Raw genomic sequence first — 19,161 nt, 5'->3', positions numbered from 1 at the left:
CATAACCTCGGACCTGCCCGTCCCAAAACAAGGTCGATCGCCGTCATGCTGGATAGAAACAAGAACCACAACGACACGCTCACCCGCTCCATGCTCTACCCCTTCGCCAATGTGACGCACCTGGCGAAGAACCCGCCGCTGGAGATTGTCGGCGGCGAGGGCGTTCATGTGTTCGATCGCACCGGCAAGCGCTACATCGATGGGCAGGCAGGGCTCTGGAATGTCAACGTTGGCCACGGACGCGAAGAGATCAAGGCGGCGATCCGCGACCAGCTCGACAAGATCAGCTACTACTCGGTCTTTGGCGGAACCACCGTCACGCCGGCGGTCGAACTGGCAGACCTCCTCTGCGAGATGACAGAGCCTGAAGGCATGGTGCGCGCCTTCTTCTCGTCCGGTGGCTCGGAGGCGGCGGAAGCCTCGTTCAAGCTCGTGCGGCAGTACTGGCGCCAGCGCGGCCAGCCGACGCGGACCAAGATCGTCTCGCTGAAGCGCGCCTATCATGGCGTCACGCTCGGCGCGCTCTCGGCCAACGGCACCACGGCCTATCGCGAGGCCTACGAGCCGCTGGTGCCCGGCTTCTTCCAGGTCGAGACGCCGCATCTCTATCGCAACCCCTTCACCAACGACCACGAGGCGCTGGGGCGCCTGTGCGCCGAGCTTCTGGAGCGCGAGATCCTCTATCAGGGTCCCCATACGGTCGGCGCCTTCATCGCCGAGCCGGTGCAGGGCGCCGGCGGCGTCATCGTGCCGCCGGCCAATTTCTGGCCGCTGGTGCGCGAGGTCTGCGACCGCCACGACATCCTCTTCATCGCCGACGAGGTGGTGACCGGTTTCGGGCGCCTCGGCTCGATGATGGGTTCGCGGCACTGGGGCGTGAAGCCGGACATCATGAACTTCGCCAAGGGCATCAACAGCGGCTACGTGCCGCTCGGCGCGACGATGATGAACGCCAAGGTCGCGGACGCCTTCATCACCGACGACGATGCGCAGTTCAGCCCCGCCGCCTTCTTCCACGGCAACACTTATGCAGGCCATCCCCTCGCCTGCGCCGCCGCGATCGCCAATATCCACATCGTCGCCGAGGAGAACCTGCCGGAGAACGCCGGCCGCGTCGGGGCGTATTTCCTGGAGCGGCTGAAGGACGTACAGACCCGCTATCCCATCCTTGGCGACGTGCGTGGCCTCGGGCTGATGATCGGCGTCGAGCTGGTTTCCGACCCCGAGACCAAACAGCCCTTCGATCTCAGCCAGGATGTCGGCGCCCGTATCGCGGACCATTGCCGCCAGCGCGGTGTCCTCATCCGGAACCTCGCCGATACGTTCATCATCTCTCCGCCGCTGACGCTCAAAACCGGCGAGGTCGACGAGATGGTGGACGCCTTCGAGGAGGCACTTGCGATGATCTGAAGGGAGCGCGTCGGTCCCGCCCGAACAAATCGCAACGTGAGCGCCGAGAACGACAGATTGGCTCACTTAGTTGGCGAAGGCGGTGTAGCCGCTGCCCTCGCCTAAGCCGTGACATCCGGGATTTGTCCGCCCGCATCAAACTAAGCGTCGTCTATACGAACGGCGGCGCTTGGATCGGCCACATCGCAACTAGATGACCGACATGGGCGCAAAGCTGCCGTTCACTGGACGGCGAACCTCAAAGCCGGGACAAGATAATCCTATTCCAGCGAATGCTGACAGGGTCCATCCGAACCTACCCCGGTCAGAGCGCCCGCAAAAAGCCTGGAAAACGAGGGTCTCTCAGTATCGAGCGGGCACGCATGTATTTCCAGGCGCCGTATTTGTAGAAGTCGAAGTCGAGCGTTGAGATCTTGTTCTGCACCATGGCCCAGGTCGACCATTTGATATCGGCCAGCGCCTTGTGCACCATCGTCCGCGCATAGAGGCTCTCGTCGTCGCGGCCGAAATATTCCTCGATGATCTCCCGGTCGATCGCCTCCTCGAAGAACATCTCGCCGCTCCAGATCGCGAGGTCGTAGAGCCGGTCGTTGTTGGAGGCATATTCGAAATCGATCAGCATGATTGACTTGTCCACGCCGATCAGGAAGTTCCCCGGCATCGGATCGTTGAAGCAAGGCACTAGATCGAGCCCCGCGGCCTCAAGCGCCGAACGCGCCAGGCGGTACTGCTGGTCGAGCCAGGCGATGTCCGCCGGCACGCTGCCGCCAAGTTCGGCGACCTGCGCGAGATGCTCGTCGATCATGTCGAACACCGTCTTAGTCAGCGGCAGCGACGGCGAATCGTGGAAGCGCCTGTAACAGCGCAGCGCCTCCTTGCGGATCGCCGGATCGGCGAAGTCGCGGTGGGTGGAGGCCCGCCGTCCCTCTATAAACTCGGCGATCTCGATGCCGTCCGCCTCCAGATAGTCGAAGGTCTTCGGCCCGACCCCGATCGCCTCGGCTTGGTAGCTCGCCGCGCATGCGGCCTTGCGGTCGATGAACATTTCCGTGCCACGGCCGGGCACCTTCACGAAGTAGGCCCGCGGATCGCCATCGATCTCAACGCGCCAATTGGTGTTGCTGATGCCGCCGAGCACGGGCCTGTAGCGCGGCGAGCGGCCCTGCCAGAGGGCGACGCGGCCGATCGCATCCTCAATGTCGCGCTCCGCGGTGCTCGCAGCCATTCCGAGATGGTTCATCGGGTTCCCCTCAAAGCGTTCGCAGCAGTTCGACGAAATCCGGCCGGTTCAACAGCATGCGGCAGCGCAGGAACCGCCAGCCGGCATATTTGCGGAACTCCAACCCCTTGCGCGGCGACAGCCGGTCGAGCAGTAGGCCGCGCAGCGCCCAGTAGAGATCATCCGCCGCGCCGTAGAGCCGGCAACGATTGAAGGTGCCTTGCCGGAAGGCGCCGTCGTGCATTTCGAGCCCTGCCTGCATCTCGCTGTCGAATTGGAACGCTTCGTTCAAGATGACGCCGAGCAAGTAATAGAGATCGACGTTTGCGGCCATGTCGAAATCGACCAGCTTCACCGCGCCATCAGGGCCCAGCATGATGTTGGAGGGGTGCGGGTCGGCCTGCGCCGGCTTCAGGTCGACGCCGGCGGCTGATATCGCCGCCTCGACCGGCGCCATCGCCTCGACCAGCCGGAAGGCATCCGCCGGCAGCACCGATGGATCGTCGACAATGATGGTGTACAATTCTCGTATGCCGTCGAAGACAGACCAGTTCCGGCCGAAATGCTCGCCATCGGCGATGCGCTTCTGCGCGGCGATGATGGCGGACAGCACGTCCGGCTTCAGCACGTCGTCCATCCGCGCCGCGCGCCAGTCCGGCCCGAGATGGCGGAACAGCGTCGCACCTCGGCTGGCGTCGAGATACAGCTGCTCCGGCGCGAGTCCGAGGGCTGCGACCTTGCCGGCGGCGTCGAACGCCGCGGCATGGTCAATCGAGCCGGCGATTTCCGGTGCCGAGATTTTCAGGAAATAGGCTGGCGGTTCGTCATCGAGGGCGACGGCGTAGGTCGACGATTCGACGCCATGGTAGGAGGGCGAGGCGACGCCCGAAACCGCGGGGGCATAGCTCAAAACCCGCCCGTCGAAGTCCGGAATGCCAGCAAGCACAGTTTCCGCCAGCGCTTCCACAGGATCCAAAGGCGACCCGACTGGTTTCATCCGGCAACTCCGTCTCGGCCGATGGTCGACATGCCGTCGGTGGCCAACCGATGCAGCATGTCGGCGAGTATCTGGGTGCCGAAGGCCTGGTCTTCTGGCTTGGTGAACTCGGTCGGGTGGTGGATGACGCCGCCGACGCTTGGCACCGCCAGGACCACTGCCGGGCAGACCGCCGAAAGGCTCACAGCATCATGACCGCCGATGGTGTCGAAGTGCAGCGTCTCCTCGCCAAACTTCTCTGCGACCTCACCGGCCAGCGCGACGAGACCGGCATCCATCGTGCCGGCGCGGCGCCGGTCGATCGAGCGGACCTCGTAGCCGATGCTGGCCCTCTCGGCGGCTGCCGCCATCATCCGCTTCAGTTCTTCTTCCGCCGCAGCGAGGATGTCCTGCGAGCCCGAGCGCAGTTCGATGAACAGGACTGCCTCGCTCGGCACGGTGTTCGGCGAGTTTGGATAGACCTCAACGCGGCCGACCGAGGTGTGCAGGTCGAGGCCGGACCGGTCGGCCAGCGCCTTCAGCTCGGCAATCAGGTAGGCGGCGCCGAGCACCGCATCCTTGCGCTCGGCCATCGGCGTCGGGCCGGTGTGCGCCTGGTGGCCGAGGAAGGCCATGCGGTATTTTGTGGCGCCCCAGTAGCGGGTAAAGGCGCCGAACCGCTTGCCGGTCTGCTCCAGCACCGGCAGGCCCTCGATGTGCAACTCGATGAAGGCATCGGGGATCGCGACCACGTCGGTGCCGGCGTAGCCGATCGAATGAAGCGCCTCGCGCACGCTGATCCCGTCGCCGTCGCGTCGCTCCAGCGCCCAGTCGAGCTCTGCGGCACCGGTGAAGACGCTGCTTCCGAGGAGGCTCGGCTGGAATCGCGCCCCCTCCTCGTTCGTCCAGTTGGCCACAATGAAATTGCACGACGGCAACGTGCCCTTGTCCTTCAACGACTCGGCGACGGCAAGGATCGCCTCGCAGGCCGAGATCACGCCGAGCGCGCCGTCGAAGCGGCCGCCGTTCGGCTGGCTGTCGATGTGCGAACCGACCATGACCACCGGCGCGTTCGGCCCGGCGAGGTCGAGGCGTCCGAACTGGTTGCCGATGGCGTCGACCAACACGGTGAAGCCGTGCGCCCGGAGCCAGGCGGACAGCCAGTCGCGCGCCTTGCCGTCTTCGACGGACAGCGTCAGCCGGTTCATCGACCCGTCCGAACCGCCGCCGAAGGGCTCGATCGCGTCCATCATCGCCTGCAGACGCGCTGCGTCGATCGGCGCAGCGGCCATTGTTTCACTGGGCATGCACGACATCCACTTTCGATTGCGAGAACTGTTCGAGATATTCAACGGCTGGCATGGTGTCGGTCACGAGGACATCGACGTCGCCAAGGTCGAAGGTGCGCACCGAACCGAGGCGGCCGAACTTGGCGCTGTCGGCTAGCATGATGGAGTGGTTGCCCTGGGCACGGGCGGCACGGCGTAACACCGCCTCCTCCTCGCCGAAATCCATGAAGCCGTGCGCGGCGTGCACCGTGCAGATGCTCATCACCACGGCGTCGTAGACGTGTTCCTGCACCGCGCGCACCGTCTGGTGGCCGAACAGCGCCTTGTAGGAGGGTTTCAGCGACCCGCCGAGCACGGTGACGTCAGCGGCGGGATTGCCTGACAGCAGCGAGACGATCTCGATCGAATTGGTGTGCACCGCGACCTTCGGCCGGTTCACCAAGTGGCGGGCGAAGGCGAGCGTCGTCGTGCCGGTGTCGACAAAAATTTTCATGCCGTCCTCGATGAAGGACATCGCCGCCGCGCCGATCCGCGCCTTGCCGCGGGCGTTGACGCGCAGGCGGTCGACGAAGGGCTGGTCGCCCTCCTTGCTGTCGATCACCGCGCCGCCATAGACGCGGCGGGCATGGCCGTGCTGCTCCAGCTCCTTCAAGTCGCGCCGGATCGTCTCGGTGCTGATCAGCAGCCGTTCGGCCAAGTGCTTGACGCTTACCCGCGCATCTCGCTGCAGTTCGACGAGGATCAGCTGCTGGCGCTGCTCGATGATACCCATGAAACGACGCTCCCCAGCCCTTCCCGGCCCTGCCCTATGCGCAAGCAATGGATTGGCATGCAACCCGCGCCGCGGCAATTCGGCTGGCAGCATCATCGTCATGCCGGCCCGAGCGTGGCAGCCTGCACCGCCAACTGCTGCGGCGAGCGCACCAGATGGCAGGCAGCGAGATCGTTGTAGCCCCGGATGGTGAGGATCGGATCGTCTAGCGCACAGGGCGCGAAGGCGTTCGGACAGCGGCTGCGAAAACTGCAGCCGACCGGCAGGTCGATCGGGCTCGGCGGCTCGCCTTCCAGCAGGCAGTCCTCCGGCCGGTAGCGCCGCTCCTCCAGCGTCGGCATCGCGCTGAGCAAGGCCTTGGTGTACGGGTGGCCAGGATCGAAGAAAAGCCGTTCGTTGTCGGCAAGCTCGACAACCTCGCCGAGATACATCACGGCGACCCGATTACAGACTTTGCGCACCATTGCGAGGTCGTGCGAGATGTAGATGTAGGTGAGGTCGTGCTGGCGCTGTAGCTTCTCGAACAAGGCCAGGAGCTTGAACTGCTCCGTTTGGTCGAGGGAGGATAGCGTCTCGTCCATGATCAGGATTTTGGGGCTCAGCACCATCGCCCGGGCGACGTTGACGCGCTGGCGCTGGCCGGCGCTGAGGCCGAGCGGCAGCTCCTCGTAGAGATCGAGCGGCAGGCCAACCTCGGCCATCACCTCCTCGACCCGGGCGCGCACCATCTTCATGTCGCGCCAGCCATGCGTCTTCAGCGGCTCGGCGATGATCGGGCCGATCGCGGTGCGCGGCGGCAGTGAATTGAACGGATCCTGCAGCACCAGCTGCAGATTGCTGCGGAAGGCGAGCAGATCTTTTCCGCGCAGCCTGCCGATTTTTTGGCCGTCAACGACGATCTCGCCGCCCTTCGGCTGTTCCAGCCGGCTGAGCAGCCGCATCAGGCTGGACTTGCCGCAGCCGGATTCGCCGACGATGCCAAAGCTGTCGCCGCGAAAGATGTCGAAGGTGACGTTGCGCACGGCCTGGACGTGATTGACCGTGCCGAAGCTGCCGCGTTTCTTGACGTGGTAGGTCTGCGAGACGTCGCGCAGGCTGACGATCGGCTCGCCCTCCCGCGCCCGCGGCTTGGCGGGGCTCGGCTCGCTCCAGATTTTCGGGATCTGCGCCACCAGTTCGCGGGTATAGGCGTGCTCCGGCCTGGCGATCAAAGCCTCCGTCGCCTGCTCCTCGACGAGGCGCCCCGCGTCCATGACGAGAATGCGGGCGGAGGCGTCGCGCGCCACCGGCAGCGAGGAGGAGACGAACAGCACCGCCGTGTCGAAGTCCACCGTCAGCTCGCGCATCAACCGGATCACCTGCGCGGCGACGGTGACGTCGAGCGGCTGGGTAACGTTGTCGGCGACCAGCAGCGCCGGATTGCTGATCAGCGCGTCGACGATCAGCACGCGCTGCATCATGCCGCCGCTGAACTGCGAGGGGTAGTCGTGGAAGCGCGCGGCCGCAGACGGGATGCGGACGGCGTCGAGCAGCGCGACGACACGGCGCGCCGCCTCGGCCCGGTCGGTGCCCGGCACCACGGCGCAGAGTTTCTCGACGATCTGGCGGCCGACCGGCAGCGTCGGATCGAGCGCGCCCATCGGGTTGGCACCGACATAGGCTACCTCGCGCCGCAGTTTCCGCATACCACCGACGGGGAGCTTCAGGATGTCCTGGCCGCGAAAGTTGACCGTGCCGGCGGTGATGGCCAGCGGCGGGTCGATCCAGTTGACCACGGCCTTGGACAAAACGGTCTTGCCGGAGCCGCTGGCGCCGACGATGCCGACGATCTCGCGCGGGGCGAGGTCGAAGGCGATGTCGGAGATGATCGGGCGCCAGCCCGCGCCGTGGCCAACGCCGACGGTGAGGCCGCTGACGGACAGGATCGCCGGGCTCATCGTGCGCCTCCGTGGATGGCGTTGCGGGCCCGCTCGAACGAGGCGCCCATCAGGTTGATGCTGATCAGCGTCAGGCCGAGGAACAGGCCCGGCATGGTGGCGATCCACCAGGCGTTCAGCAGGTACTTTCTCCCGTCGGCGATGATGTTACCGAAGGTCGGCGTCGGCGGCTGCACGCCGAGGCCGAGGAAGCCGAGGATAGACTCGAAGATCATCATCCGCGCGACATCGAGCACCGAAGTGAAGATGATCGGCGGCAGCAGCAAGGGCACCAGCAGCGTCAGGATGATGCGCAGGTGCGTGCCGCCGATCACCTGTGCGGCGCGGACATATTCGCGTTGGCGCTCGGTCATCACCACGCTGCGCATGACGCGGGCATAGACCGGCCAGTTCGACAGGCCGAGCACGAGGATGATCGCCGGGATCGTCGGCCTCGACACGCCAAGGACGGCGATGGCGAGGATGATCATCGGGATCGACAGCTGCGCGTCGGTGAGGCGCATGATGATGGTGTCGGTGCGCCCGCCGAAATAGCCGGCGATGACGCCGAGCGAACAGCCGATGAACAGCATCACCGCCACCGACGAGACGCCGATCAGAAAGGAATAGCGCAGGCCGACCAGCGTGCGCACCAGCATGTCGCGGCCGATCTGGTCGGTGCCGAGCGGATGCGCCCAGCTCCATTTGTCACCAAGGAAGACCGGCGCCATCAGCCGCTGCGAGACGTTCATCTTGGTGGGGTCGAGGCCGCTGATCTCGGGATAGAAAGCGGCGGCGAGCAGCAGGATCAGGAACAGCGCGACCCCGAAGCGGAACTCGAAGGCGGAACCGGCGCGGGCGAGAATGCGGCGGGAGATCGAGCGGGCCGCGGTCGGCACCGGCATCGCGGCGATGGTGGGATCGAGGATGGTCATCAATATTCCAGTCTCGGGTCGATGCTGGTGGCGGCGAGATCGACGAGGATGTTGATCACGACGAAGATCGCCGAGGTGACGATGGCGATGCCCTGGATCAGCGGGAAATCGCGCTGCAGCACGGCATTGATGGTGAGGAGGCCAAGGCCGGGATAGTCGAAAATGTATTCGACGATGATCACCCCGCCGAGCAGGCTGGAGAACTGCACGCCGAGGAGGTTCAGCAGCGGCACGGAGGCGTTGCGCAGCGCGTGGTTGGCGATGATGCGCGAATGGCCGAGGCCGCGCACCTTGCCGACGGCGACGTAGGATTCAGCCATCTGCGCCGCGACCGAGCTGGTCAGCGTACGGATCAGCACGGGCGACAACTCCACCGCGAGCACGATCGCCGGCAGGATGGTGTAGGCAAATCCCTGGTACCCGATCGCCGGCAGCCAGCCGAGTTTGACGGAGAACAGCAGCGCCAGAACGATGCCAAGCCAGAAGTTGGGCAGCGAGATGAAGACCGAGGAGATGTAGAAGGCGAGCTTGTCCGGCCATCGCCCGGGCGACAGGCCGCCGGCGACGCCGACGATGGTTGAGAACACCAGCGCGATCACCAGCGTAACGCCGGCGAGTTGCAGCGTCATCGGCAGCGTTTCGAAGATCAGGTCGGCGACTTTCGCGCGCTCGCCGCGGGTGGAATCGTTGAAGCTCGTGCCGCCGGTCGAAGCGCCGTTGGCGGGCCGGACGAAGGACTGGCCGAAATCGCCTTGCACGACACGGCCCATGTAGCGGGCGAACTGAACTGGAATGGGGTCGCGTAGGCCCATGTCCTTGGCGATCTGTTCGATCAGCGCCTCCGGTGCCATGCCGCCGGCCATCAGCCGGACCGGATCGCCCGGCACCACGCGCAGGAGCGTGAAGATCAGGAGCGAGACGAGGAAGATGATCAACGCGCCCTGTAACAGGCGGCGGCAGAGAAAACTGAGCACGAACATGCCGGACTTTCAGATGTCTGGGCGTGCCAACGCCTTGGCCGATGGCGGGGGTGGCAGGCACCCCGGCTGAAGTCCTCCGCGGCATGCTGCGCCGCGGAGGGAGACGCTTTAATCAGGCGGGCTTGGAAGCGTCGATCGAGCCATCGGGATAGATGTAGAGACCGACGAGTTCCTTCTGCATCGCGTGGATCATCACCGAGGTGAACAGCGACAGCGCCGGCATCTTCGAGGCGATCAGCGGCATGGTCTCGGTCTGCAGGATCTTCTTGCGCTCTTCCAGCGTCGGCGCGCTGCGCTCCTTGTCGAGGCTCGCGTCGATCTCGGCATCCTCGATACCGCAGATGCGGTGCGAGGTAGAGTGGAAGTGCGTGCGGAGCACGAGATCAGGCTCCGGCGAACCGGTCGACCATCCGCAATCGACCATGTGGCCGGGGCCGCCGCCGGGACGGTGGTAAAGCTGCTCGTTCCACGCGGCCGGCTCCAGAACCGTGAGGCTCACCTGGAAACCCTGCTCCTGCAGCATGGCGGTGATGATCTCGCCGTATTCCTTGGTCTTCGGGTAGAAGCCGACCGAGGTGATGTATTCCAGCGGCGGCAGTCCCTCGCCCTTCGGGAAGCCGGCTTCGGCCAAGAGCTTCTGGCAGGCGTCCGGATCGTAGGCCGGGTAGTTATCGAGGTCGATATAGCCGAACTTCACCGGCGAGACGAAGTTAGACGAGGCATGGCCGGCCGAGCCCAGCACTTCGAGCAGCATCGAGCGGTCGATGGCGTGGCAGGCCGCCATGCGGACGCGCACGTCGTCGAACGGCTTCTTCGAGCAACGGAACCAGAGATACTTGTTCTCGACCGAGACGACGTTGTTGATCGCGATAGCCGGGTTGGCGGCGAGCGTGTCGACCTGTTCCGGTTCCAGCCGCTCGACGATTGAGGCCTGGCCGTTGAGCAGCGACAGCATGCGCGTGGTGCTATCGCCGACGAAGGTGAAGTTAATGCCGGGAATGCCGGGCTTGCCGCGGAAATAGCCGTCATGCGCGACGAGCACTGTGTCATTGCCCTTCTGCTCGACGAACTTGAAAGGCCCAGTGCCATTGAGGCGCTGCGACAGCGGGCCACTCGGGCCACCGGCAATATCCTTCGCCGACATGATGGGCAGAAAGGACGCCAGAAAGATGAAAAGATGGGCGGGGTAGCCGCCCTTCGAGGTGTCGACGATCACCGTGTAGTCGTCGGGCGTGGTGATGGTCAGCGTCTCGGTCGGGCCGGGATACCACTGCGCCGGACGGTCCGGCAGCGCGCCGTACTCGAAGGTCGCCTTGACGTCCTCGGCCTTGAACGGCTTGCCGTCGTGAAAGGTGATGTCGTTGCGCAGCTTGATCTGCAGGCGGTTGGGATCGAGCAGTTCGATCGAGGTTGCGAGCTCGTAGACGACCTCGTCCGGCTTCTCGAGCGTCATCGGGGAGCGCGTGAGAAAGCCCATCACGAAGCCTTCGATGTTCTTCTGCGACAGCGTCGTGTGGGCGCTCGGATCCCAGTTACCGGTGATGTTCTCGGCCGACAGGAAGACCATGGTCTTGCCCTCGGCGGCAAACGCCGAGGAAATCAGGAAATCGGGATTGATCTGCGCAAAGCCGGCCGCGCCGGCCATCAGTGTTGCGCCCTTTAGAAAACGGCGGCGGTCCAGCATGTCACCCATTGAGCTTCTCCGTTAAAACCACGCAACGATCAAAGTGGTCAAAAACCACATTGCAAGCGGCGTGCCAGCTAGAAGCGGATTGAGAAAATGGTTCCCTCGGCTGCGGTCCGGGCTCCACGGCTCAAGAAAGAGCCAGAATCTCGTCGGACAGAGGCAATAACCGCCGAGTGAACGCTGACCCAGCGCGCCGTCGATGACCAAATTGGCGCCACAGAGGAAGCAGGAAGCAGGCGATGCGAGGAATACGGCGTCTGCAGAATGCTCCGCGGGTCAGGCGTGCGCATCCCGACAGTCACCCATTTTCGAGGGTCATGGCGGCAGCATTCAGCGTGTGGCGCTTGTCGTTTTCGTGATTTTGAAGGGCAAGTGTGAACGGGGGAGAAAATCCAGGCCAGCGTGGCGGAGTAAAGCCAAGCCAGGTGTCCGAGAGGTGCGCGATACATGAAAGGGCCCGATCGGGCTTTCCAGCCGACCTGGCTACTTCGCACACTCCAGTTGCGGACGTAGAAGCTGGCGGTCACCGGCTCGGAGTCGAATGTCTGCTGAAAGGCAGTCTGCAAGGATCGTTTTCGGCCTAGAGGGGCGCAGTGCTGCCGTTCGGCGACGGTTATCCGAAGTGTTCGCAATCCACCCGGCATCGACGTGGAGCGCTCGATAGCCGAGATTCCAGAGCGGGCCAGCTGGGTGCGGGAAACGAAGACAAGGGTCGTTGTTGCTGAAGTGGGGCGCCAGCTGGACGTCGCCGAGGCATGCTGCCACTGCACAACGGAAGCAGGTCGTTCTCACAGAAATGAGACAAGAAACCCGGCGCAATCGACCAAGTCGGTCGCGTTGGCTTCCGACCGCAACAGCTAACTCATTGAGAATGCTGGTCGGAGTGGCAGGATTCGAACCTGCGACCCCCTCGTCCCGAACGAGGTGCGCTACCAGGCTGCGCTACACTCCGTGACCTGCGAGGGCTCTATAGCCGCCGCCGCACGCGGCTGCAAGTTGGTTGGCGTGAATCTTTTTCAACGTGCCGGTCGCGGTGAGAGCGGCGTTGCAAGCCTCCGGCGGAGGCGGTATAGAACCGCCGTTCGGCTGAGCCGCCGATGGGGCGTCGCCAAGTGGTAAGGCAGCGGCTTTTGGTGCCGCCATTCCCAGGTTCGAATCCTGGCGCCCCAGCCACGGCATGGCTCTCTTGCTTAAATAATTATCTTACAAAAATGCCAAAAATAAGATGTTCTTATTTTTGATGGATGCATACTTTATTCCTGCATTGCCAGCAGGCGTTGAATGTCCTATATTTTGCACTGCGCAGACTGTGTGGCGCCGTTTACGTTCCTGTTTACTTCATCAAGGGAACTGACAATGGCAGCTCGTCGCTCCGCTTTCGATATTAAGCAGACAACTGCTCTTATTTTAGCAATTACCGCACTGCTGCATGAGGTAGCGCTAATTCTCTCCATTATTAATTATTGATATTTAAGGAGGCGCCATGTCGCGCCTCCTTAAATATATTATTACGCGCATAGAATAATAGAGTCCTGACGTTATTATTATAAAATATAACCGTCCAAATTTTTACTTATTCAAGATGAACTCCTGCCTCCATCTTTCGCTGCATCAGATGCACTCCTCCGGGATCGGCAACGGCACCGGCGGCAGGACCCAGGACTGGTGGCCGCCGGGCTTGGCGCCGGCTGGGTGTGCGCCGACGGCGGGGCCGAGGAGGGATTCGGCATAGGCGTGGGGAAACGGGATGAAGGTCCTGTCGCCGGGCCGCGCGCCGAAATTCGCCCGCCAGGTCAGCGGCAGTTCGAACCAGACCGCGCTGTACCAGAGCTTGGTGATGTTCCGGGCGATCGGGCCGAACTCCGGATGGTTGAGGATCGCCCCTTCGAGGCTGCGCGCCGAGGACGCGCGTTGTCCCTCGGCGTTGCGGACGGCCTCGCAGGCCTCGTAGGCATCGAGAAGCCGCTGCAGCCTCTCGGGGCCGACTATGCGCTCGACCGTTTCGAAATAGCGCGGACCGTAGCCCGTCCCCAAGAGATCGAAGCGCGAGAGGCCGCAAAGCTGGACAGAAAGGCTGAGAAAGCTGTCGAGGGGATCACACATGGCGGCCCACCTCTTCTGAAGGGGCCGCGGACGGAGCGGATGCCGGCGGCCCCCCGGGAGCGGAGGGAATCCGGGAAGCCCCTTTCAGCAGGGTCTTCGGCACGACGTCGGGATGGAGGACCTCGTCCATCTCGAAGGTCGGTGCCGCATGGAAACGGGTGCCGGGCAGCGGGTGGCGCACGAGCCGCTCCATCGCGTCCTTGATCGCGAACATTTCGGCGGTGAAGACGCTGCCGAGCATCTCGGGATGGCCGTTGAAGGCCTGGGTGAGAAGGCCGAGGAAACGCTGGTAGCGGCCGTTGAACAGGCGGGCGTGGCGCTGGAGCTCGGGATGGCCGGCGTAATCGGCCACCTTGGCATTGGCCTTGACCGGGAAGACCGCCGCCATGTCCACCGGAAACCGGCCGCCCGTCGGGTGGCCGGGCGCATCGCCCGTCCCGTCCTTGTTCGGATCGCGGTAGTAGCGCCGCTGGCGGATCTGGTCGAAGCGGTAGTAGTGCGCGAGTTCGCCGCCGGGGTCGTAGACGCTTTCGGTGCCGCCCTCGCCCTGGCTGGCGATGAAGTCGATCGCCTTGAGGGCGCTGGTGAGGTCGCTCACCACCGTCAGTTCGCCGCCGGCGGAGTAGTAGTATTTAGGGTCGACCTGCCGCCGGGGATCGCCGCAGAACAGCGCGGCGTTGCCGAGCTTTACGGTCAGCTCGACGAAGCCGAGATGGATGGCCTTGTAGAACTCGCCGATGCTCCAATAGTGCAGCTCGATATCGTCGCCATCGTTGGTGCTCGCCGTGACCCGCGGGATCAGGCTTTTTCCGGCCCTCGAGATCGACCGGCGCCTGTCGGTCAACTGGTGGTGCGGCAAGACGGCGATGTCGTAGTGCAGCTCGAAATTTCCGTCGCCCCTTTCGGTGATCGGCACCAGCGTGTTCTCGGCGTCGAGAACGGACGGATCCATGTGGCGTTTGGAAACCACGACGGTCTTGCGGATGTGCTCGACGCCGGGGTGCTCGGGCTGCAGGCTGGTCGGCCGCTCGATCGCCAGAAAGATCGCCAGCGCATGGTCGCAGAGCGTCTCGATGCCGACCTCGAAATCGTCCTGTCCGGTCGGCAGCGGCGCCGGATAGTCCGGGACGAAACCGTCGCTGCTGAGATCGGGGGCGCCGCCGATGGCGTTGAGGAGGTTCGCCGCAAAGGTCAGATGCAGCATCTCCTCCTTGGCGACGGCGCGGATGATGTCGATCGCCGGCCGGTTGACCTCGGCATTCGCCGCATAGGCGGCCGTGAGATAGGGCGGAATGGTCGCATGCTCGAGCTGCAGGGCGACCTGAAGATACTGCTTCAACTGGCCGACGGTCTCGATGATCGTGCTGGGCGTTTCCATGACAGGCTCTCGCTTTCGGAGGGAGGTCATATGCGTGCGAGGTGGTCGAGAAGGGCGTCCGCGGTCTTCAGGCAGAGCGCCGCCGCCGTCAGCGTCGTGTTGGACGATCCGATCGAGGGCATGCTGCCGGGCCCGACGAGGTAGAGGTTCGGGTGATCCCAGGACTTCTGGTCGACGTCGACGACCGAGTTCTCCCGCCCCGTCCCCATCACATGGGTGCCCGAGAGATGGTTGCCGCCGCGGATGGCGTAGCCTTGGCCGTTGTAGGGGACGTAGCCGTAGTCCCACGGGTCGTAATGGGTGAAATCCTCGACGCCGAGTTTTTCGAACATCCGCCGCACAGGCCGCGGGCGTATTCCGCCGTCGCCATGCTGTAGTCGCCGATCTTCATGTCGACGACGGGCCGCATGTTGCCGAGGCGATCGACATGGCGGGGATCGACGGTGACGCGGCTCGCGGGATCGGCCGGCATCTCGATCATGAAGGCGAGCAGCAGCTGGCGGGACAGGCGCCGGCCGAGCGCCTCGCGGAGGGCGCGGCCGGAGAGATTGTCCTCGTCGACGAACTCGACGAGATCGGCCAGCGGCGACCCGGTCGCCCAGCCCCAGCCGTCATTGTGGATGTCGGCCGCGAACGAGGCGTAGCGGTTGCGGAAGTCACCTTGCCGGAAATTGCAGAGCCCGGAGGTGCAGGAGGGGCCCCTTCCCGTTCCCGCGTCCTCGGGCAGCAGGCCCCAGGTCAGGAGATAGGGATGGTCCATCAGGTGGCGGCCGGTGAGATCGTTGACGGGGTGGCCGTTCTCGGCCGCCGAGGCCAGCATCAGCCGGGCATTTTCGACCGCATTCGCCGCCAGGATGAAGACTTTCCCGCGCACGCGGCCGACCGTGTGCGCCGGCGATCCCCGGTCCGAATAGCGCTTGAACTCGATCTCCGTCACCGTGCCGGTCTCGGGATCGAGGATGATGCGGCTTGCCACCGCCTGGTGAAGCAGCTTGGCGCGGCCGGTGCCGAGGGCCTTGACCAGCGTCTTGCGCGCGTCGTAGCGCGCCTGGACCGGGCAGAGCGGGACGCAGTTGGTGTTGCCCTGGCAGCGCTCGCCCTCCTGGGTCTGGTGCAGGCTGGTCGCGCCGGAGGGCGAGAACGCCTTACCACCGTTGAACTTGGCGTAAGCCGGGTTCGGATCGGCATTCTTGGCCTGCGGAAAGGTGATCCAGTCGATGTCGACCGGCTTGCCGTCGATCGCGTCGCGCATGCCGGAGAGGCGCTCGGCGACGATCCGGTCGAGGTAGCTCGGCTGCAGCTCGACCATCGGATAGACGTAGTCCTCGCTGCTGTACTCGACGCCGACCGTTCGCTGCGCCGCCGCGTCGCCGGAGACGCCGAGCAGGAACTCCGCGCGGTCGTAATAGGGCTTCAGATCGTCAAGCGTGATCGGCCAGTCCAGCCCGCGGCCGAACCGGCTCTTGAGGCGGAAATCCTCGCGCAGCATGCGGATGGTCTTGGCTTCCCAGTGGACCGTCGTGCCGCCGAGCACGCGGGTGTAGACGGAGTCGCTGACATAGGGGCCGGACTGGACCCAGTAGGCCTCGGTGTTCGTCTGCCCCGCCTTCAGGCTGCGCAGGTCCGGTCCGCGCGGCATCTCGGCGTTCGGATTGCGCGGAAACGGCGCGTTGTTGTCCTTGTTCGGGTTGCCGTAGAAGGTTTCGAGAAACCGCTGGAAACCGTTCTGCGAGAGGTCGCGGCCGAGCCCCGCCTCGAGGATCAGGACGCGGTATCCCTTCTCGGAGAGCGCGCTGGCGATGATCGAGCCGGAAATGCCGGAGCCGACGATGACTGCATCGTAGTCGCCGGCGATGGCCTCCTCGGTGGCGACGGCGGGCGCAAGGCTGGCGCCGGTAGGCGCGAGGTTCGCGCCGGGGTGTTCGGTATCTGACAGGGCTTCTGACATCTTAAAACCGACCGTCTAGGGGTGAAGGTTGATGGTGAAGTCGGACCCTTGCCAGCTCTGGCTGGAGAGCCAGTAGAAGGTGAAGGTCAGCGCCGATCCGGCCGCGCCGGGAAGGGTCGGCAGGTCGGCGTAGTAGATGCCGACCTCGGTGCCGGTGGCCGTGAGATCCTCGAAGCTCTGCCAGTCATCCTTCGTCCAGCGCAGGCGGAAGGAGGATGGCAAGGGGATACGGACGGTCTTGCCGGCTGGCATCGACAGGAACTGCCGGTCGAAATTCCAGACCTCGAGCGGGCTCTTGGCATGCGGCTTGAGGTAGCGGTCGGCGACCGGATCGATCCGGTCGAAGACCCGGCCGTCCGACACCGAGCGCACCAGCTTGATGTATTCCGCATGCCCCCAGGCGAGCGGCATGGCCGAGCCGGTGGGGCCGCCCTTCGTGAGCGGCGGATAGACGTTCGGCAGGTCCGGGGCATTCCACAGCTGCTCGGCGATCAGGCCACGCGCGCCGGCAAAGGCCTCGAGGGTGCGGACATAGGACTTGGCGTCGCGGCCGGCGGCGACCTCGTAATGCGCGCGCTCGCCGGTGAGCAGCGGCCAGGGGCGGCCAACGCCGGTCGAGCCGAAAGGCTCGCCGTTGTCGCCTTGCCCGTAGCCATCATGGTTGTAGCGGCGGTAGCAAGGCCCTTGCGGCAGATCGTCCTTCAGCTTGGCATCGATGACCGCGACGGTGTTCTTGATGATCGGATCGTCGGCCGCGCGGATGCCGAAGCGGACGAGTTCGAGGAAGCCGCCGTCGACGACGTTGCGGGCCGGAAAGGCGCCGCCGCCCTGGATGTTCTTCAGGTAGATCGTGGCCGTATCCGGATCCTCGGGCAGCGAGGGGTTGCGCTCGCCCCAGGATTTGACCTCGGTCGGCAGCAGGCGGATGTAATGCTCGGCAATTCCCAGCACGAGTTCGCCCTTTGTCGTGACGCACCAGGCCTCGAGGTGGGATTCGAGGAAGTCCGCGTGCTCGCGCAGGAACTTCGCCGTCACCGGATCGCCCCAGTTGTTCTCGGCAAGATCGGCCGCACAGATGAGACCGGCGATGTTGGCGGCGAGCGTCGAGGGCGAATAGCCCTCGTTCTCCTCCCAGCGCTCCTCCTGCGTCATCGGCCCCTTGGCGATCACCGCGCCCGAGGCGGCCAGCACCATCGGCCGCGGATTATAGGCCTGCAGCGCCTTCGCCCGCGTCAAATGGTAGGCGAGGATGACGGGATAGGAGAGTTCGTCGAGCTGGACGCCGTCCCAGTAGGGCTGGCCGTTGATGAAGAAGTTCTGGTGAAACCCGCCGTCCGGCGACTGGTTGGTCGCCAGGAACATCAGCGCTCGCAGCGGCAGGTCCATCTCGCCGGCCGCCAGCAGCGCCGTCGCGCTCTGGCACATGTCGCGCGGCCAGACGAGGTGGTAGCCGGCGTTCTCGTCGCGGTTGTTGTAGCCCCAGGGGATCGACAGCGAGGCGATCAGGGCGCCTTGCGAACTCTTGTCCTCGTGCGTCATGAGGACGTTGCGGCTGAGGTTGAACAGGCGGTCCTTGTCGCCCGTCGTCTTCGGCACCGGCTTGAAGCCAGGGGAGGCAAGGCGCGCCTCGACCCAGTCGTTGATGTAGGTCTGCAGCTGGCCGCGCGGCGCCTCCTGGTCGAAGGGATAGCTAAGCGCCTCGCGGATCATCACCATCGCCGGGTTCGGCTGCGAGGAATTGCCGTCCCGGTCGAGGCAGAAGCCGAGGCCGAGGACGAACTCGGTGTCGGTGCCGCGGGCGATCTCGCCCATCAGCGCGACATTGCCGTTCTCGGCGCAGTGATAGTCCCAGACCGGCAGGCGGCGGTTGCCGATGATGTCGGTCCAGCCGTCGTTCACCCCGACATAGCCGCAGCTGGTATGGCCGAGGCCGCAGCTGGCATTCAGCGCCAGCCAGTAGTCGCCGTGCCGGGCGACGAGCTTCTTGCCGTCGGTGGTCGCCGCGACATAGGCCGAGTTGCTCGATCCCTGTCCCTCCAGATGCGGCGCGAGGAGCGCGTAGACCTTGAGGCCTGCCAGGAAGGCCGGGTTGTCGCTGATCAGACGGGTGCGGATGAGCAGGCAGGAAGAGTCCGAGGAGGAAATGATCTCCTGGACGACCGAATAGGGCTGGCCGATCGCCGTGCTGGTGAGGCGGAAGGCCGGGGCGCGCGGGTCGATCGCCTCCCACGCATGGGTGAAGTCGCGCTGCGCGTCGTGGAAGAAGGTCACGCCATCGGTGAACATCAGCTGGAGGTCGCGGATCTGCGGCGTGTCGACGTCGGGAAAGTAGATCTCCGTGACGATGCCACCGGCAGCGGTGAACCAGATCCGGCTCGCCGACGAGAAGGCGGTCCCGATCGCGTCCTTGTCGGCACGGGTCCACATGGCGATGGCGCCAGGGCCGCCGGGGGCTGGGTGGTCGGTCAGCAGCGTTGCCATGGTTTTCCCCTGTTCGGGTTGTGGCCACCGGACGGTGGGCCATGCTGCGGGACGAAAGGATGCGGCA

14 protein-coding genes and 2 tRNA genes are annotated in these 19,161 nt (G+C 64.7%); 2 read left to right on the top strand and 14 right to left on the bottom strand.

What is annotated here, in order from left to right; all coding sequences use genetic code 11:
• Positions 1-45: 45 nt before the first annotated feature.
• A complete protein-coding gene (locus ACZL02_RS00925) occupies positions 46-1,410 on the top strand; it encodes an aminotransferase class III-fold pyridoxal phosphate-dependent enzyme (RefSeq protein WP_472938322.1) in 1,365 nt (454 codons plus the stop codon).
• 304 nt (positions 1,411-1,714) lie between these two features.
• Here the strand turns inward: ACZL02_RS00925 and ACZL02_RS00920 are convergent, their stop codons facing one another.
• The 9 genes from ACZL02_RS00920 to ACZL02_RS00880 form a co-directional block, all read right to left on the bottom strand.
• A complete protein-coding gene (locus ACZL02_RS00920) occupies positions 1,715-2,650 on the bottom strand; it encodes a phosphotransferase (protein ID WP_472938321.1) in 936 nt (311 codons plus the stop codon).
• A gap of 10 nt (positions 2,651-2,660) precedes the next feature.
• Positions 2,661-3,626, bottom strand: a complete 966-nt coding sequence (locus ACZL02_RS00915; RefSeq protein ID WP_472938320.1) for a phosphotransferase — start codon at positions 3,624-3,626, stop codon at positions 2,661-2,663.
• Positions 3,623-4,912 (bottom strand): Zn-dependent hydrolase, encoded by a 1,290-nt coding sequence (locus tag ACZL02_RS00910; protein ID WP_472938319.1) that lies wholly within the window; start codon positions 4,910-4,912, stop codon positions 3,623-3,625. Before ACZL02_RS00910 ends, ACZL02_RS00915 begins: the two co-directional genes overlap by 4 nt.
• The gene (locus tag ACZL02_RS00905; RefSeq protein WP_472938318.1) at positions 4,902-5,666 is read right to left on the bottom strand and encodes a DeoR/GlpR family DNA-binding transcription regulator; all 765 of its coding nucleotides are present in this window, start codon (positions 5,664-5,666) and stop codon (positions 4,902-4,904) included. Before ACZL02_RS00905 ends, ACZL02_RS00910 begins: the two co-directional genes overlap by 11 nt.
• A gap of 98 nt (positions 5,667-5,764) precedes the next feature.
• Positions 5,765-7,603 (bottom strand): ABC transporter ATP-binding protein, encoded by a 1,839-nt coding sequence (locus ACZL02_RS00900; protein ID WP_472938317.1) that lies wholly within the window; start codon positions 7,601-7,603, stop codon positions 5,765-5,767.
• Positions 7,600-8,517 (bottom strand): ABC transporter permease, encoded by a 918-nt coding sequence (locus ACZL02_RS00895; RefSeq protein ID WP_472938316.1) that lies wholly within the window; start codon positions 8,515-8,517, stop codon positions 7,600-7,602. Before ACZL02_RS00895 ends, ACZL02_RS00900 begins: the two co-directional genes overlap by 4 nt.
• Positions 8,517-9,497: an ABC transporter permease gene (locus ACZL02_RS00890; RefSeq protein ID WP_472938315.1), complete on the bottom strand. Its 981-nt coding sequence runs from the start codon at positions 9,495-9,497 to the stop codon at positions 8,517-8,519. The genes ACZL02_RS00895 and ACZL02_RS00890 overlap by 1 nt, the downstream gene beginning before the upstream one ends.
• Before the next feature lie 112 nt (positions 9,498-9,609).
• Positions 9,610-11,190, bottom strand: a complete 1,581-nt coding sequence (locus tag ACZL02_RS00885; RefSeq protein ID WP_472938314.1) for an ABC transporter substrate-binding protein — start codon at positions 11,188-11,190, stop codon at positions 9,610-9,612.
• A gap of 869 nt (positions 11,191-12,059) precedes the next feature.
• A tRNA-Pro gene (locus ACZL02_RS00880) sits at positions 12,060-12,136 on the bottom strand.
• Positions 12,137-12,282: 146 nt separating this feature from the next.
• Here ACZL02_RS00880 and ACZL02_RS00875 point away from each other — a divergent pair.
• A tRNA-Gln gene (locus ACZL02_RS00875) sits at positions 12,283-12,357 on the top strand.
• Positions 12,358-12,795: 438 nt separating this feature from the next.
• Here the strand turns inward: ACZL02_RS00875 and ACZL02_RS00870 are convergent.
• From ACZL02_RS00870 to ACZL02_RS00850, 5 genes are read right to left on the bottom strand one after another with little or no spacing between them, the layout of a single operon-like run.
• A complete protein-coding gene (locus ACZL02_RS00870; protein WP_472938313.1) occupies positions 12,796-13,287 on the bottom strand; it encodes a hypothetical protein in 492 nt (163 codons plus the stop codon).
• On the bottom strand, positions 13,280-14,665 hold the full coding sequence (locus tag ACZL02_RS00865) for a ferritin-like domain-containing protein (RefSeq protein WP_472938312.1): 1,386 nt from the start codon (positions 14,663-14,665) through the stop codon (positions 13,280-13,282). Before ACZL02_RS00865 ends, ACZL02_RS00870 begins: the two co-directional genes overlap by 8 nt.
• A 26-nt stretch (positions 14,666-14,691) precedes the next feature.
• The gene (locus tag ACZL02_RS00860; protein WP_472938311.1) at positions 14,692-14,874 is read right to left on the bottom strand and encodes a GMC oxidoreductase; all 183 of its coding nucleotides are present in this window, start codon (positions 14,872-14,874) and stop codon (positions 14,692-14,694) included.
• Entirely contained in the window at positions 14,874-16,613 is a 1,740-nt protein-coding gene (locus tag ACZL02_RS00855; protein WP_472938310.1) for a GMC family oxidoreductase N-terminal domain-containing protein, read from the bottom strand. The genes ACZL02_RS00860 and ACZL02_RS00855 overlap by 1 nt, the downstream gene beginning before the upstream one ends.
• A gap of 15 nt (positions 16,614-16,628) precedes the next feature.
• A complete protein-coding gene (locus ACZL02_RS00850; protein ID WP_472938309.1) occupies positions 16,629-19,094 on the bottom strand; it encodes a glycoside hydrolase family 15 protein in 2,466 nt (821 codons plus the stop codon).
• Positions 19,095-19,161: the final 67 nt, after the last annotated feature.

Source organism: Mesocryomonas fontinalis (genome assembly GCF_055730125.2).
The sequence above is the reverse complement of the archived record's forward strand: the minus strand, read 5'-3'. Positions and strand labels throughout refer to the sequence as shown.

Coding starts and splice junctions, on each gene's coding strand:
- ACZL02_RS00925 (WP_472938322.1), top strand. CDS start 46: ATGCTGGATAGAAACAAGAACCACAACGACACGCTCACCCGCTCCATG.
- ACZL02_RS00920 (WP_472938321.1), bottom strand. CDS start 2,650: ATGAACCATCTCGGAATGGCTGCGAGCACCGCGGAGCGCGACATTGAG.
- ACZL02_RS00915 (WP_472938320.1), bottom strand. CDS start 3,626: ATGAAACCAGTCGGGTCGCCTTTGGATCCTGTGGAAGCGCTGGCGGAA.
- ACZL02_RS00910 (WP_472938319.1), bottom strand. CDS start 4,912: ATGCCCAGTGAAACAATGGCCGCTGCGCCGATCGACGCAGCGCGTCTG.
- ACZL02_RS00905 (WP_472938318.1), bottom strand. CDS start 5,666: ATGGGTATCATCGAGCAGCGCCAGCAGCTGATCCTCGTCGAACTGCAG.
- ACZL02_RS00900 (WP_472938317.1), bottom strand. CDS start 7,603: ATGAGCCCGGCGATCCTGTCCGTCAGCGGCCTCACCGTCGGCGTTGGC.
- ACZL02_RS00895 (WP_472938316.1), bottom strand. CDS start 8,517: ATGACCATCCTCGATCCCACCATCGCCGCGATGCCGGTGCCGACCGCG.
- ACZL02_RS00890 (WP_472938315.1), bottom strand. CDS start 9,497: ATGTTCGTGCTCAGTTTTCTCTGCCGCCGCCTGTTACAGGGCGCGTTG.
- ACZL02_RS00885 (WP_472938314.1), bottom strand. CDS start 11,190: ATGGGTGACATGCTGGACCGCCGCCGTTTTCTAAAGGGCGCAACACTG.
- ACZL02_RS00870 (WP_472938313.1), bottom strand. CDS start 13,287: ATGTGTGATCCCCTCGACAGCTTTCTCAGCCTTTCTGTCCAGCTTTGC.
- ACZL02_RS00865 (WP_472938312.1), bottom strand. CDS start 14,665: ATGGAAACGCCCAGCACGATCATCGAGACCGTCGGCCAGTTGAAGCAG.
- ACZL02_RS00860 (WP_472938311.1), bottom strand. CDS start 14,874: ATGGGGACGGGGCGGGAGAACTCGGTCGTCGACGTCGACCAGAAGTCC.
- ACZL02_RS00855 (WP_472938310.1), bottom strand. CDS start 16,613: ATGTCAGAAGCCCTGTCAGATACCGAACACCCCGGCGCGAACCTCGCG.
- ACZL02_RS00850 (WP_472938309.1), bottom strand. CDS start 19,094: ATGGCAACGCTGCTGACCGACCACCCAGCCCCCGGCGGCCCTGGCGCC.